Source organism: uncultured Tateyamaria sp. (assembly GCF_947497045.1).
Classification (GTDB): domain Bacteria; phylum Pseudomonadota; class Alphaproteobacteria; order Rhodobacterales; family Rhodobacteraceae; genus Tateyamaria.
Map to the genome: position 1 here is coordinate 460,059 of NZ_CANMEU010000004.1, position 14,782 is coordinate 474,840.

General features: G+C 60.5%; 14 protein-coding genes and 1 pseudogene. 8 read left to right on the top strand and 7 right to left on the bottom strand.

What is annotated here, in order from left to right:
- Positions 1 to 33 precede the first annotated feature (33 nt).
- Genes Q0859_RS11810 through argH form a run of 3 tightly spaced genes read right to left on the bottom strand, consistent with a single transcriptional unit; the run spans position 34 to position 1,894 of the window.
- Positions 34 to 342, bottom strand: coding sequence for a DUF2834 domain-containing protein (locus Q0859_RS11810; RefSeq protein WP_299151489.1), 309 nt, complete (start codon positions 340 to 342; stop codon positions 34 to 36).
- Between the two features lie 11 nt (positions 343 to 353).
- Positions 354 to 530, bottom strand: coding sequence for a hypothetical protein (locus Q0859_RS11815; RefSeq protein ID WP_299151410.1), 177 nt, complete (start codon positions 528 to 530; stop codon positions 354 to 356).
- The gene (argH, locus tag Q0859_RS11820) at positions 527 to 1,894 is read right to left on the bottom strand and encodes an argininosuccinate lyase (protein WP_299151490.1); all 1,368 of its coding nucleotides are present in this window, start codon (positions 1,892 to 1,894) and stop codon (positions 527 to 529) included. The genes Q0859_RS11815 and argH overlap by 4 nt, the downstream gene beginning before the upstream one ends.
- 80 nt (positions 1,895 to 1,974) lie before the next feature.
- On the opposite strand from argH, the gene Q0859_RS11825 reads away from it, so the two are divergent.
- The gene (locus tag Q0859_RS11825) at positions 1,975 to 2,538 is read left to right on the top strand and encodes a TlpA disulfide reductase family protein (protein ID WP_299151413.1); all 564 of its coding nucleotides are present in this window, start codon (positions 1,975 to 1,977) and stop codon (positions 2,536 to 2,538) included.
- A 9-nt stretch (positions 2,539 to 2,547) separates the two neighbouring features.
- Here Q0859_RS11825 and Q0859_RS11830 read toward each other — a convergent pair whose 3' ends face one another.
- Together Q0859_RS11830 and Q0859_RS11835 are read right to left on the bottom strand one after the other, a co-directional pair.
- Positions 2,548 to 3,612: a Hint domain-containing protein gene (locus tag Q0859_RS11830; RefSeq protein ID WP_299151415.1), complete on the bottom strand. Its 1,065-nt coding sequence runs from the start codon at positions 3,610 to 3,612 to the stop codon at positions 2,548 to 2,550.
- Between the two features lie 153 nt (positions 3,613 to 3,765).
- A complete protein-coding gene (locus Q0859_RS11835; RefSeq protein WP_299151417.1) occupies positions 3,766 to 4,683 on the bottom strand; it encodes a lipid A-modifier LpxR family protein in 918 nt (305 codons plus the stop codon).
- Between the two features lie 217 nt (positions 4,684 to 4,900).
- Here Q0859_RS11835 and Q0859_RS11840 point away from each other — a divergent pair, with 217 nt between their 5' ends.
- Positions 4,901 to 5,698, top strand: a complete 798-nt coding sequence (locus Q0859_RS11840) for a substrate-binding domain-containing protein (protein WP_299151419.1) — start codon at positions 4,901 to 4,903, stop codon at positions 5,696 to 5,698.
- Here Q0859_RS11840 and Q0859_RS11845 read toward each other — a convergent pair whose 3' ends face one another.
- Complete coding sequence (locus tag Q0859_RS11845; RefSeq protein ID WP_299151421.1) at positions 5,699 to 6,643, bottom strand: helix-turn-helix domain-containing protein; 945 nt, start codon at positions 6,641 to 6,643, stop codon at positions 5,699 to 5,701.
- A 79-nt stretch (positions 6,644 to 6,722) separates the two neighbouring features.
- On the opposite strand from Q0859_RS11845, the gene Q0859_RS11850 reads away from it, so the two are divergent.
- The 3 genes from Q0859_RS11850 to Q0859_RS11860 all read left to right on the top strand — a co-directional run bounded on the left by Q0859_RS11850 (position 6,723) and on the right by Q0859_RS11860 (position 10,791).
- On the top strand, positions 6,723 to 7,883 hold the full coding sequence (locus Q0859_RS11850) for an acyl-CoA dehydrogenase family protein (RefSeq protein WP_299151423.1): 1,161 nt from the start codon (positions 6,723 to 6,725) through the stop codon (positions 7,881 to 7,883).
- Between the two features lie 113 nt (positions 7,884 to 7,996).
- Positions 7,997 to 10,015, top strand: coding sequence for an acetate--CoA ligase family protein (locus Q0859_RS11855; protein ID WP_299151424.1), 2,019 nt, complete (start codon positions 7,997 to 7,999; stop codon positions 10,013 to 10,015).
- Entirely contained in the window at positions 10,012 to 10,791 is a 780-nt protein-coding gene (locus tag Q0859_RS11860) for a carnitinyl-CoA dehydratase (protein ID WP_299151427.1), read from the top strand. The genes Q0859_RS11855 and Q0859_RS11860 overlap by 4 nt, the downstream gene beginning before the upstream one ends.
- On the opposite strand, the gene Q0859_RS11865 is transcribed toward Q0859_RS11860, so the two are convergent.
- Positions 10,788 to 12,092: a cytochrome c peroxidase gene (locus Q0859_RS11865; protein WP_299151493.1), complete on the bottom strand. Its 1,305-nt coding sequence runs from the start codon at positions 12,090 to 12,092 to the stop codon at positions 10,788 to 10,790. The two genes, Q0859_RS11860 and Q0859_RS11865, sit on opposite strands and share 4 nt — an antisense overlap.
- 6 nt (positions 12,093 to 12,098) lie before the next feature.
- Between Q0859_RS11865 and Q0859_RS11870 the strand changes: the two genes are divergently transcribed.
- The 3 genes and pseudogenes from Q0859_RS11870 to Q0859_RS11880 all read left to right on the top strand — a co-directional run.
- A complete protein-coding gene (locus Q0859_RS11870) occupies positions 12,099 to 12,569 on the top strand; it encodes a tetratricopeptide repeat protein (protein ID WP_299151429.1) in 471 nt (156 codons plus the stop codon).
- A 474-nt stretch (positions 12,570 to 13,043) separates the two neighbouring features.
- Positions 13,044 to 14,228 carry a BCCT family transporter gene (locus Q0859_RS11875; RefSeq protein ID WP_299151496.1) on the top strand — a complete coding sequence of 395 codons (1,185 nt, stop codon included), beginning with the start codon at positions 13,044 to 13,046 and terminating at the stop codon, positions 14,226 to 14,228.
- Between the two features lie 269 nt (positions 14,229 to 14,497).
- Positions 14,498 to 14,707 (top strand): annotated as a pseudogene (locus Q0859_RS11880) (integrase); the annotation flags it as partial.
- Positions 14,708 to 14,782 lie beyond the last annotated feature (75 nt).

Here is a 14,782-nt window from a genome sequence, read left to right on the forward strand (position 1 = left end):
CGCGCGGCAGTTCAATTCACAGATTGACGCGGGTCAGGTGACCGGGCGCGACCGCAGGAACAGGTACAGCGGCAAACCGCAGCTGACCCCGATGCAGAACGTGGCCGGGATCGCGATCAGTGCCAGCCAGTTGCGGCGCACCGCCACCTCGGAAATGATCCAGATCGCCAGGGTTACGGCAGCGATGGTCAGGTCCCAGACCAGACCGCTGGTCGCTGCGTTTACGTGCCACGCATCGACCATCGCCATGAGATCATAGCCGTTGGCATTGAACCAACTGATGAAATAATACATCGGATGAATCGCACCCCAGATGGCAAGGGTAAGGTAGATCATGCGCATCGGGGCCATGATCAGAAAATGCCGACGCCAACTTGCAGCGGCCCACGGCGCACGCCGATGGACCCACCAGCGCTCAGACCTTCGGATCCGATCCCAATCGCAACCGATCCTGCGGGTTCGATCGGGTCTCCGTCTGCGCCACATGCCGCCAAAGCGAGGCACGCAAGAACAAGAAGGGTTCGGATCATGTCAACATCTCCTGCCAGCGGGCGATCTGGGCGCGCACCTGCGCGGGTGCCGTCCCCCCATAGGATGTACGCGATGCGACCGAATTTTCCACGCTCAAAACATCGAAAACATCTGCGGTGATGTCAGAATGTACCGATTTCATCTGATCAAGGGTCAGATCGGGCAGATCACAGCCCGCCGCTTCGGCCATTGCCACAAGAGACCCGGTAATGTGATGCGCATCACGGAAGGGCAGACCCAGCACGCGCACCAGCCAGTCAGCCAGATCGGTCGCGGTGGAAAAGCCGGACCCGGCGGCAGCGGCGAGGCTCTCACGGTTTGCGCTCATGTCGCGCACCATCCCATCCATCGCCGCAAGAGCCAGCATCCAGTTGTCGGCCGCATCAAAGACCTGTTCCTTGTCTTCCTGCATGTCCTTGGAATAGGCCAGCGGCAGCCCCTTCATCACCATCATCAGCGCCGTGTTGGCCCCGAAAATGCGGCCCACCTTGGCGCGGATCAACTCGGCGGCATCGGGGTTTTTCTTTTGCGGCATGATGGAGGACCCGGTCGAGAACCGATCCGACAAGGTCACGAACCGGAACTGGGCGGAGGACCAGATCACCAATTCTTCGGCAAAGCGGCTGAGGTGCATTGCGCAAATGCTGGCCGTACTCAGGAAATCGAGCGCAAAGTCCCGGTCGCTGACCGCATCAAGCGAATTGGCGGACGGGCGGTCAAAGCCGAGGGCCTTTGCCGTCACGTCCCGATCAATGGGAAAGGACGTGCCCGCCAGCGCCGCCGCCCCAAGCGGGCTTTCGTTCATCCGCGCACGTGCGTCGCGCACCCGGTTCAGGTCGCGCCCGAACATCTCGACATAGGCCATCATGTGATGGCCCCACGTGACGGGTTGCGCGGTTTGCAGGTGGGTAAAGCCGGGCATCACCCAATCGGCCCCCGTCTCGGCCTGTTCCAGCAAGGCATGGATCAGCGACACAAGCGCCCCTTCAGCGGCATCAAACTGATCACGGACCCAGAGTTTGAAATCGGTCGCCACTTGATCGTTGCGCGAGCGACCCGTGTGCAGGCGGCCTGCCGGTTCGCCGATAATCTCCTTGAGTCGCGCCTCGACGTTCATATGGATGTCTTCGAGCGCGGTGGAAAACCGGAACGTACCCCCTTCGATCTCTGACAAGACCGTGAGCAGGCCTTTCCGGATCACCTCGACATCCTTATCGTTCAGGATGCCCGTGGTGCCCAACATGGCGGCATGGGCACGCGAGCCTGCGATGTCCTGGGACGCCATGCGCTGGTCAAATCCGATCGAGGCATTGATTGCCTCCATGATCGCATCTGGCCCTGCCGCGAAACGGCCCCCCCACATTTGGTTTGCCCCGTCTTGGTGGTCAGAGGGGGCGTTTGCAGGTTTGTCGGTCATGGGTTCGCCCACCTTGAGGAGTGAAGATGAAAAGATTTGTTGCTGCCGCCCTCTACATCGCCCTGAGCCTGGGCGCAATTCCCGCCCACAGCGATGTGGCGACAGCGGCGGGCCTGCGTACGGGAGATATGAAAAAGCTCGTGTTTCATACGACCCCCGAGGCGGTGTCGAATGCGTCATTTGATCTGGCCGATGGTGCAGGGACGGCCACGCTCGACGATTTTGAGGGCAAGTATATCCTGCTGAACTTCTGGGCCACATGGTGCGCACCCTGTCGGCATGAAATGCCGATGCTGTCCGAGTTGCAGGCCGAGTTGGGGGGCGACAAGTTCGAGGTGGTCACCATCGCAACGGGGCGCAATTCACCCGCCGGGATCACCAAGTTTTTCGCCGACACAGGCATCGACAACTTGCCGCGCCATCAGGACCCCAAGCAAAAGCTGGCTGCACAAATGGGGATTTTCGGGCTGCCGATCACGGTGATCATCAACCCGGACGGCAAGGAAATCGCACGTCTGCGCGGCGATGCGGATTGGTCCAGTGACAGTGCCAAGGCGGTGTTGGGCGCGCTGATCGCCGGATCAAGCTGAGCATCTCTCTCAGGCGGCGTGCATCAGGATCGCAGCCTCGCTCGCGCTGATATTGCGCCGGGCATAGGTGCCATAGGTATGCGGGTCATATTCGAGGTTCGGGAGTTGCTCCAGCAACCGGACGCGGTCTTCATCACCCAAGGTTGAAAGCGCAGTATTGGCGGGATGGAAGCTCTCGGTTTCGACGCCGTTGGCGCGGATGATTTCGTGGCGCGGCAACAGCACGTGCACATATGTGACCTCGCGCACCTGCAAATCGACGGTGATCGTGGTGCCGTTGATCAGGTCTTTGGCCGCGACCAGAACCTCGGGCGTGTTGAACAGATCGCGGGCCACGTCGCCCTTGATCAGCATCCGGTGTTCGGGCGAGACCAGCAATTCCTCATCCGGCTTCTCGATGCCCAAAGCACCGGCGGCAAAGCGCACGGGGCGCAGGCGCGGCATCGCAAAGAGGCGCGCACCGGTCATCCGCCGGAACCCCGCCCATTCGATGGTCTGTGCGCCGCTGTCCTTGGTCTGGACCTGATCGCCGGGCCGCAAATCTTCGATCAGGCGCGGCCCTTCGGGCGTGTCGATCCACGTCCCCGGCGTAAAGCAGATTACCCCGCCCGAACCGTCCCCGGTGCTGTCACCCGGCGAGGTGTTGAGCGTGTGATGCACGACCCACAAATCCACATTGCGCGGCGGAATATGATCAAGGAACATCAACAGCGGCTGCCCGCGCGATCCCACATCAATCAACGTCACTGTGTAACTTTTGGCACCGTCCGTGACGACAAAACTGTTGTCGCTCATCATCGTGTCATCGTCGGTATCCAGCGGTGTGATCGGCGCGTTGTCGAGCGCCGCCCCCACCAGCCGGTGCACCATGCGCGCGGCACGCCGCCGCATCGCTTCACTTCCGTCTGCCCCATCCAAACGCAAAACATCACGCGGACCATCAACGCGCACAGCGTCCCCACGCCATGCCCATGCTGCACCCACCGTCAGGGACGGCAATGGCGCGCCCTCAAGCCCGTCTACTTCTGTTTGCGACCAAGATATGACGAACGTGCCTCGAAAGCCCGTTTTCATCACTGCTCTGTCTGCCTCGTCTTTTTTTATTGAGAAAACGTTAGCAAACTGCGCTCGCGCAGGGAAGATTGAATTTGTGTCAGATTCCAGCAGCTTGCGCGATGTACTTCAGGTAGTTGCTTTACAACCACACATCGCCGGATATTGGTGGCGTCAAAACGACACTCGAAAACGAATGGATCCGATAACCTGACCTTCGTCTTGTTCCTCAAACTCTTCGCTCAGGTAGGTGACCCCGTAAAAGCCCGACAAACCCGAACCGCCCTGCCACATCACGCCCGCGCGCAACCGCTCGCGGCTGTCTTCCATCGTGACCGTGCTGGCAGAGGTGAAAAATTCGCTGTCATCGACGTAAGCCACATCAGCCCCGAGCACGAAACTGTACCCGGTCCAGTCCCCGGTGATCGCACGATAGCGATGCCCGCTGGTGTTGTCGCGCACCAACAGCTCGTCCTGCCCAAGCTCACCAAAGGTCAGATCAAGCCCCGCCCGCACCAGCGTTTCATTGCCTACGCGCGCCTCGATAAAGGGGCGCACAGAGGTCCGGTCGCTCAGCCCAAAGCGTTGCCCCGTTTCCGCCACCAGTGTCGGGTTGATCGCGTTGCCGACCTGAAGATCGCGGATCGCGTCCGAGGGTGTGCGGATGTTGAACGTGTCGTGAAATGCATCCTGAAATTCGTCCAGCCGGGTTTGTGGCCCGATGAACACAAGATCCCCACCCACCGAGAACTCGGTTTGCCCGCGTTGAAAATGGGTGTGCAGCCCGACGGTCAAAGCGCCGGCATATTCGCGATCACTTTCGACCGGGGTGCGGATGTCGTCGGGCGCAAGGATTTCAGCCCCCAAGCGCAGCTCAAGCAGCTGTCCGAACCCTTCGGGTGCGACCCCACCCCATGCAGGCCCCCACACACGCGAGGATTGAAACCCGCCGGTGCGCCAGCGATCTTCGCCATCGCCGAAAAAGTCGTTGCTGATCAGTCGCCCATAACCCAACCGCTCGCGCTCTTGCGCCTGTGCGGGCGTCATCAAACACGCCGAAGCAGCCAGTGCCGCCATCAAAATCCGAAGCATCAGGATATCCCGATCAAGTGTGCCCCCCCGAGCCTGAACTGCATAGGGGTTGGGCAATGATTTGCCTAGTGCCCAAACGCAACAGTTGCGAACCTAAGGTGGTTTTGCCCGCCTTGATTTTGTCAGATTTGACCCATGCCTAGCGTTGCGTGTGCGCCAAGGCCGGATATGTTCGGGGGAACCCACCCCTGCCCCTTCGACTGTCATAGGCACAGATATGAAACACCTCCTTGGCCTGCTTGCGTTACTTGTCTGGGCCCCCGTCGTCAGCGCTGACACGCTGCGCATGGCCGTGACCACATCATTTCACAACTCGGGCCTGTCCGATGTCCTGTTGCCCGAGATCGCCGCAGATACGGGGATCGAGGTGCAGTTGTTGGTCGTGGGCACGGGGCAGGCCCTGAGGCTGGGCCGCGCAGGCGACGTGGACGCGATCCTTGTCCATGCCCGCGCCGCTGAAGAGGCGTTTGTGGAAAGCGGTGCAGGCACACATCGCCGCAAGATCATGTATAACGATTTTGTGCTGCTTGGCCCCGTCACTGATCCCGCAGGCATCGGCGCGGCACCTGATGCAACCACGGCCCTTACCTTGATCGCAGAGGCGCAAGCGCCCTTTGTCAGCCGCGGGGACGACAGCGGCACGCACAACAAGGAACGCGCGCTGTGGGCCACGGCGGGGCGCGATGCGGCGACGTTTGAGGGATGGTATAACGCAGTCGGCGCGGGCATGGGTGCAGCACTTAACACCGCCTCGGGGATGGACGCGTATATCATGTCGGACCGGGCGAGTTGGCTGAACTTTGGCAATAAGGGCGGGCTGGCCGTCTTGTTCGAGGGCGACCCGGAACTGTTCAATCAATACGCGTTTCTGCCGGTGAACCCGGCCCGCCACCCCCATGTCAAAGCGGACCTTGCGGCCACCCTTGAGGGATGGCTGACCTCGGACAGAGCGGCGGCGCTGATCAACGGTTACACCATCGCGGGCGAGGCCCTGTTCACCTTCAACGCCAGGTAATCAGGCGGCCCCGCGCACAGCGCTTGGGGTTTGATCAAAGGTCGCCCGAAAGGCGCGGCTGAGCGCGCTTGGCGTCTCATAGCCGCAGCGCCCGGCAATTTCCGAGATGGGTTGATCCGTGTCCTGCAACAGCGCCAACGCGTGGTTCAGGCGCAGCCGCCGATACAATGCCTGTGGTGTCATCTGCATGGCGTCACGCACTCGCGCCTCAAGTGTCTTTTGGGTGCACCCAAGGCTGTGGGCGAGGGTCGATATGGCGATGGGCTGATCCAGATGGGCCTGCATGATCGCGATGGCGCGGGTCACCGTCCGCCCGGCCCGTATCGGCGTGTTCAGCGGACGTGATGTGGCCTCGGGCGACATGAACAGTTGCCCAACCTCAAGCGCCAGCAGGGGCCCGTGATGTTCGGAAATGAGATGCGCCACAAGGTCAAATGCCGCCATCGCCCCCGAGCAGGTCAGCCGCGCACCGTCCACTACAAAGCGGTTACGTACCGTGTCGATGTCCGGAAACGCCTCGGCAAAGCTGTCCAGCACATCCCAATGGATCGTGGCGCGCCGCCCGTTCAGCGCACCTGCGCGCGCCAACAGCCAACTGCCCGTGTCCATTCCGATCAGCGTGTCATACCGTTTCAGCGCGCGCGCCAAGGGCCGGATCACATCCCCATGGTCCAGGGCCCGCACGCCATAGGACGGCATGACAACCAAGCTGCCCCCCCACGTGTCCCCAAGCGCACCATGTGGCGTCACCTCCATCCCGCTGGAACTGCGCACCGTCTGCCCATCCATTGTGCAAAACCGCCATGTATAAAGCGTGCGCTGTGACAGGGTGTTGGCGGCGCGCAGCGGCTCGACTGTGTTGGCCAGACAATGGTTGGAGAATTGATCAAACAGCAGAATATCGAATTGCTGCGGCGCAGCTTGGGATTTTGGCGAATCTGGCATGATCGATGGATAACTCCGCACATCCTATTCGCACAAGATACGCTTTGATCGGCGCACCCCTGTGAAAAGGAACAGTCCAATGCATTTCGGCCTTAGCGATGAACAAGAGATGATCGTCTCGACCGTGCGCAGCTTCGTAGAAAAGGAGATTTACCCCCATGAGGCCGAGGTCGAGCGCACCGGCCACGTGCCCCTCGAATTGGGTCAGGAGATCAAGCGCAAGGTCATTGATCTTGGGTTTTATGCCTGCAATTTCCCTCAAGATGTCGGCGGTGCGGGCCTGAGCCATCTTGATTTCACACTGGTCGAGCGCGAGTTGGGCCGCGGCTCCATGGCGCTGACCCATTTCTTTGGCCGTCCGCAAAATATCCTCATGGCCTGCGCGGGCGATCAGCGCGAACGCTATCTGCTGCCCGCCGTGCGGGGCGAGCGGATGGATGCGCTTGCGATGACCGAACCGGACGCGGGGTCAGATGTAAGGGGCATGAAATGCACCGCCATACGCGATGGCGGGGATTGGGTGATCAACGGCTCGAAACACTTTATCTCGGGCGCGGATCACGCCGACTTTTTCATCGTGTTCATCGCCACGGGCGTGGATGACACCCCCAAGGGGCCCAAGAAACGGATCACCACATTTCTGGTGGATCGCGGCACGCCGGGGTTCGAGGTGCGCGATGGTTACGCGTCAGTCAGCCACAAGGGGTACAAGAATTGCATCCTTGATTTTGACGACTGCCGCCTGCCCGACGCCCAAGTGTTGGGCGAGGTTGATGGCGGCTTTGCGGTGATGAACGAGTGGCTTTATGCGACCCGCATCACGGTCGCTGCGTTTTCCGTCGGCCGGGCGCGGCGCTGTTTCGATTATGCACTGCACTACGCCGCCGAGCGCAAGCAGTTCGGCCAGCCCATCGGCAAGTTTCAGGGTGTCGGGTTCCAGATCGCAGACATGATCACAGAGATTGACGCGGCAGACTGGCTGACTCTGGCTGCGGCCTGGCGGCTCGATCAGGGCCTGCCGTCCAATCGCGAGATTGCGTCGGCCAAACTCTATGCCTCCGAAGCATTGGCCCGTGTCACCGACACCACCTTGCAGATCTTTGGCGGCATGGGATTGATGGATGATTTCCCGATTGAGCGGTTCTGGCGCGATGCGCGGGTAGAGCGTATCTGGGACGGGACCAGTGAGATTCAGCGCCACATCATCAGCCGCGATATGTTGCGTCCTTTGGGTGCTTGACGTGGCTGTAACGGACCCAATTTCGAATGGGCCGGACCCATCCGACAGGAGCGAGGGGCCAGCCCCTCGCGCTCCCCGGCATATTTATGGAACGCTGAAAGGGGAATACGCGCGTGGGTGATCTGAACCGTTTGTTGCGTCCCCGGTCTGTTGCGGTTGTTGGCGGTGGCGCGTGGTGTGCTGCCGTTATTGATCAGCTTGGGCGCTTTGGTTTTGATGGGCCTGTGTGGCCTGTGCACCCCTCTGCTGCAATGGTGGCCGGTCATGGTGCCTTCCCGCGTCTGGAGCATCTGCCCGAGCCGCCTGATGCCGTGTTCATCGGGGTCAATCGCCATGCCACCGTCAAGATCGTTGGGGATCTGGCGCGCATGGGGGCGGGGGGTGCCGTGTGCTTTGCATCCGGCTTTGCCGAAGCCCGTGCCGAGGATGCTTCGGGGGCTGGCTTACAGGATCAGTTGATCGCGGCGGCAGGCGACATGCCCATTCTGGGCCCCAACTGCTATGGGTTTATCAATGCGCTGGATCGCGCGTTGTTGTGGCCCGACCAGCATGGGTGCGCGTCCGTCCCTGATGGTGTCGCCATCCTGACCCAGAGTTCGAACATCGCCATCAATCTGACCATGCAGCAGCGCGCCTTGCCTGTCGCCTATGCGGTGACGTGCGGAAACATGGCCCAGACCTCGCAAGCGCAGATTGCGATGGCGTTGCTGGATGATGCGCGCGTAACCGCGATTGGTCTGCATATCGAAGGGTTTGGCAATGTTCCCGAATGGGAGGCCTTGGCCGCCAAAGCCCATGCCAAGGGCGTGGCGTTGGTCGCCTTGAAGGTTGGCGCATCGGATCAGGCGCGCCGGGCCACCGTGTCCCACACTGCCTCGCTGGCGGGAAGTGATGCCGGCGCACAGGCCTTGCTGGAGCGTTTGGGTATTGCCCGCGTCCACACCCTGCCCGACTTTGTCGAGACGTTGAAACTGCTGCACATGTATGGGCAGCTTGAGGGCACGGGCATCGCATCGATCAGTTGTTCGGGGGGCGAAGCGAGCCTGATGGCGGATATGGCAGTCGGGACGTCCCTGCATTTTCCTGCTTTGGATACGGATCAGCGTGACATCCTGCGCGCAGCCCTTGGTCCGATGGTCGCACTGAGCAATCCGTTGGACTATCACACCTATATCTGGCGCGCCGCGGATGCGATGGCGCAGGCATGGGGCGCAATGACCGGAGATCACATCGCCATGACCCTGTCGGTGGTGGACTACCCGGTGGCCGACCCGTCCGATTGGGCCTGCGCGACCCAGGCTGCCTTGCAGGTGCGCGCCGAAACGGGCCGGCCCTTTGGCGTTGTGTCCACCTTGCCCGAACTGATGCCACCCGCCACGGCCCGCCAGCTGATGGATGGCGGTGTGGTGCCGTTTTGCGGTTTACGCGAAGCGTTGGTTGCGGTCGAAGCGGCCGGACAGGTCGGCGCGCCACATCCCCTACCCCTGTGTCCGCCGGGTCCCGATATGGCGACGGCGGCACTGACCGAGGCGGACGCGAAGGCAGCATTGACGGATTTTGGCATCGTGATCCCGCGCCATCACGTCGGGACCGCCGTCGAGGTCACCGTCGCGGCACGCAACATGACCGGACCCTTCGCGATCAAGGGGGTCGGGCTGGCCCACAAGACTGAAATGGGGGCCGTGCACCTCAACGTCGCCGTTGAGGATGTGCCGAATGTGGCCCGACAGATCGCAACACCCCAGATCCTTATCGAAGAGATGGTGGGTGACGCTGTCGTCGAACTGCTGATCGGGATCACCCGCGATCCCGCGCACGGCTTTGTCCTGACCCTCGGCGCGGGCGGCGTTTTGACAGAGCTTCTGCGCGACACGCGTGCGCTGTTGCTGCCCGTGCGCGAGGTGGACGTCGTGGAGGCCCTGCACGCCCTGACCTGCGCGCCCCTTATCAACGGCTATCGTGGCAAACCGGCGGCCAATATCGACGCCATCGTCACTGCGGTCATGGGCCTGCAATCCTATGTCCTTGCACACTGCACCACCCTCAGCGAAGTTGAGGTGAACCCCTTGATCTGCACCCCCACCCGCGCCGTCGCCGTTGACGCCCTGATACAGAAAGGCCCCACCCCATGAGCCCCATCAAGACCGAACGTGACGGTGCCATCCTTGAGGTGACATTGGACCGGCCCAAGGCCAACGCCATTGATCTGGCAACCTCGAAAATCATGGGCGAGACCTTTGCCGCCTTTCGCGATGACCCGGAGTTGCGGGTGGCGATCATCACCGGGGGCGGCGAAAAGTTCTTTTGCCCCGGTTGGGACCTGAAGGCCGCCGCAGACGGGGACGCCGTTGACGGCGACTACGGTGTGGGCGGCTTTGGCGGTTTGCAGGAACTGCCGCGTCTCAACAAGCCGGTCATCACGGCGGTGAACGGGATCGCCTGTGGCGGCGGGCTGGAACTGGCGCTGAGCGCGGACATGATCCTGGCGGCCGATCACGCGACCTTTGCCTTGCCAGAGATCCATTCTGGCACCGTGGCGGACGCAGCCTCGGTCAAGTTGCCCAAACGCATCCCCTATCACATCGCGATGGAATTGCTGCTGACAGGGCGCTGGTTCGACGCTGAAGAGGCGCATCGGTGGGGTCTGGTGAATGAGATCCTGCCCGGTGCCGCGCTGATGGACCGGGCCTGGGAGTTGGCCCGTCTACTCGCCTCGGGTCCGCCGCTGGTCTATGCCGCGATCAAGGAAATTGTGCGCGACGCCGAGGATGCCAAATTTCAGGACGCGATGAACCGGATCACCAAAAGCCAGTTGCCGACCGTCGAGACGCTCTATCGCTCCGAAGATCAGCTTGAGGGCGCACGCGCCTTTGCCGAAAAGCGTGATCCGGTGTGGAAGGGCCGCTAGTCCGTTACCCGCGGATCGACGGGCAGCCCACTTGGCACCGTCTTGGGCACGCCGAGCCGGCCCATCTTGGCCCCTGCCCCCGTCAGACTGTCCAGAAACGCGACGATCTGATCCACCTCGATATCCGTCAATGATATCGGTGCAAGTGTGACCGCAGCCCGCTGGCGCGCCATCTCGCGCGTATCTTGCCGGACCATGAAGTCGATGCCCGCCAGCCACGGCACTTCGGGCAAGGCCGCCATCTCGGGCGTCCACGCGTCAAGCGCAGCAAGTGGGTCGAGGTGATGGCGCACCATCCCCTCAAGCGTGGGATAGGCCCCATTGTGCCCATAGGGCGCGGTCAGGGCCACGTTGCGCAGCATCGGCGTGCGAAAGGCATAGGCATCGGCCAGATCGTCGCTTTCACCCATCCGCCCCACATCGCGCACCATCGGATCAAAACGGCGGGTGCGTCCAGGGCCGAACGGGGGCAGGCCAAGGGCATGAAAGCCCTGGTCCGACATCAGGGATCCCGCGTGACAGGACACGCAATCCGCCTTGCCATAAAACAGCTTGAGCCCGGCGCGCTGATCGGGGCCAAGCGCGGTGATGTCCCCCGCCAGATAGGCATCAAAGGGGCTGTCAAAACTGGTCCATTCCCAGACCATGAACGCACTCAGCGCATTTCCGATATCGGCAATGGTGATGTCTTCGGACGTCTCGATATGGGGCACCGCCCTGACAAAGGCTGCGGCATAGGCCGGAACATGACGCACACGGTCCGCGATGATTGGCCAAGCATAATCAATGCGCTGATGCACAGCACCTGCGATCTCGTTCTCCTTGGGGTTCCCGGCCATTTCGAACTGCGCCACCAGTGGAAAAATCGCCTGAGCCGCCAGCAGATTGTCGAGGCCCTCGGGCAGCCATTCCTCAGCCGGGGAGTTGAAGCCGTTTTCATAAGTGTCCGCCACACTCAGCCGCCCGTCATGGAACATCACATCCAGCGCCTTGGCCCCAAGGTTCCACAGCCCCGACGCATTGCGCGGGATACGTTTGCGTATGCGATCCTCACCCATCCCGGCGGTGCGGTTTTTGCCGAGGCCCTGCCCGCCCTCACCTATCCCAAGGCTGAGGCCGTCGCCCGTGCCCAGATCAGGATGGTGGCAGCTCGAACAGGCGATGTTGCGATTGCCCGACAGGATCGGATCATAGAACAACAACTGGCCCAGGCGGGCTTGCGCCGGATCGGGCTGGATGAAATCATCCACGCCTAGCGGGCGCGGCAGATCGGTCGCAAACGCAGGCGACGCACAAAGGATGATCACATGCGCAACCTTGCCATAGCCCTTGTTTTTCTGGCCCTTCCCGCGGTGGCCGAAATCGAAGAGGCGCGCGATCTGATGGAGGCGGGCGAATATACCGCAGCCTATGAGGCGCTTTGGCCCGCCGCCCGATCGGGCAATGCCGACGCCGAAGAATTGATTGGGGTGATGTACGCCCTTGGACTCGGCGTGCCGCGTGACGACGAGCGGGCGTTTGAGTGGTATCTGCGCTCGTCCATGAAGGGCCATCCCGGCGCACAATCCGGTGTCGGGTGGTACTATGAGGTCGGGCGCGGCATGCCCGCCCCGGACCTCGTGCGCGCCTACATGTGGTACACGCTGTCGGCCATCGGCGGCGACCCGGACGCGGCCATCTCGCTTGAGGAAGTGGTCAAGAAGATGACGAAAGCAGAGATCAATCGGGCGCATATTCTGGTCGCTGATTACAAGGTGTGGATGTATCCGTTTCGGTGAGTTTGGCAGGGGTTGGGGGTGATGGGAAGGGTCGTGCGAAAGCCTCGGGAATTTTGGGGCACTAGATCGCCGTCATACTCGTTGCGGGAGACGGCGAATGGCGGGATTGAGCCCAACCTGTGAATTCGATTATCGTGCTGCGTGCGCACGCAGTACAGATTTTGCGGCGTACGCATCATCTTGAGCACGGCAATGGGGCGTAAAGAGCGGCCGTTCGTGTCGGGCGCAGCGAGACTTCGTCAGGCAATGAGTAGGAAGCGGACGAAACCACCTTTTCGCCGCACGTGCGCCTATGGCTGCTTGTGATCTTCTGGGATGTGTCCAATGACAATCGGCAACAGTTGCCCCGCGATTTAGACGAGCCGGGGCCGCAATATGATCCTTATGGATTGGTCGGCAAAATGCCACCCGCACAAAAGTTCTAGAGAAATGTTGGGCCAACCCTTACAACGCAAGAAGACCAAGGGGGGCTATATGTTAACTTCAATCATCTCATTTGGGGTCATTCTGGCATTTGCGCTGGTGATCTTTTGCGTCATCAAGTGGTGGAACCTTCCGCTGACTGGCGTCACGCCTGTGCCACTGTTCACTTTTATCGCAATCTTGTTCACGTCAGGTCTGGATGTTGGACTGATCATGTTCCCTCTGGCGTTCGACTATCCGCTCTACGCAGATACGGTGGCCGAGCCGGCCTACGCGTTCACCAACCCACTCGCGCTTGAGTTCGGGTTCTGGGGCTTCTTGATCTGGGCGTTTTATTTCCTGACGACCTTCTATTTCTGCGCGATTGAACCGCGCGTGGGCTTCTTCAAGATTCCGGCAGTCAAGCTACTCAATAACATTGTGATCATTACAACCTGTGCCTTCACCGGAGCATTGTTCCTGATCTACATGCCGTATTACATCGCGGAAGTTGGCGATGGTGAGACCATTCTGCCAGTGTTCTACCTGATCTGCTTCCTTGTCATCCTCATCGCAGCATTCAGCTCGACCGACTTGAAATTCGTGAAGCTTCTTTCGGTCAGTTCCACCGTCCTGTTTCTCTTTTTGATTCTCTACATGTTCATGAACGCAGGGATGAGCGTGGGCGATTTGGCATCAACATCCAGTAACATCGGCGGCTATTTTGTGAATATTCACAAGTTCATCATCCCACTGACCGACTACCACGAATTCTATCTCTTCTGGTGGTTTGCTTGGTCAATCATGATTGGGCAGTTTGTTAGTCGCTTTGTCGGCGGCCTGAAAACATGGCAACTGTTGGGCGCTCTGCTGGTTTTCCCCTCTATCCCTTTGGCGCTTTGGTTCTCGGTCCTGTATTTCTATCACCTCAATGGGATCGGCACGGCAGGTTTGCCAAACTGGGCGATGACAGTCGTAGGGATCGTGTTTGTGATCAACTCGTTTGACTCACTGATCCGGCTCTATACCGACAACCTGAACCTGACCACGGAACGCTTTGGCACCGTATCCTACGTGCTGGCAAATGCGGTCGGCCTCTTTGTGCTCACGTTGCTCTTTCAAAGCCAATGGCTGCAAATCCAATGGGTCGGCACAATTGTCATCGGCATCTATCTGATGGCTTTGGCGTATATGTTCTTCGCCAAACGGGGCAAGCTGTCCAACCTGGACGGTAATCCAGTGGTCGCGGCAGAGTGAAAGCCGTCAAACATTGTGGACCTGCCAGCCTTGCCGGCAGGTCCATCGCAGGCGCTTCAGTGGAGCAAGTCTTGTTCAAGGCTTTGCTGCGGATTTGACCTTTGCGTTGCAGGCAACATCAGCAAAAACGGGCTCTCTACTGCCGATTGCTCGCACAGCGATGACCAGCTTCATGCATCTCTGACAGCGGCCATTCCCTCAAACTTTAAAATCGTCCAGTCAGCGCGGTGCTGATGATTGGGTGCGTAGGGAGGATCGGAGGGCAAATCATGCCAAGAGTCCAACTTCCCGCAGTCACCCCCAAGCGCAAAGCCTGGAATAAAGGGCGCATCATCGGCCAGAAGCGGCCCCTGTTGCCTAAACAGGTCTGGGCAATACGGGCACGGCTCGAATTAGCCTGCAACCTGCGCGACCTTACATTGTTCAACGTAGCCATCGACAGCAAGCTGCGCGGTTGCAACCTGGTCAAACTGACGGTGACCCACGTTGCCACGGCGAATGTGGTTCGCAGAGGAAGACGTCGATATCAGTCGCTAATGTGAACGTGCGATGGC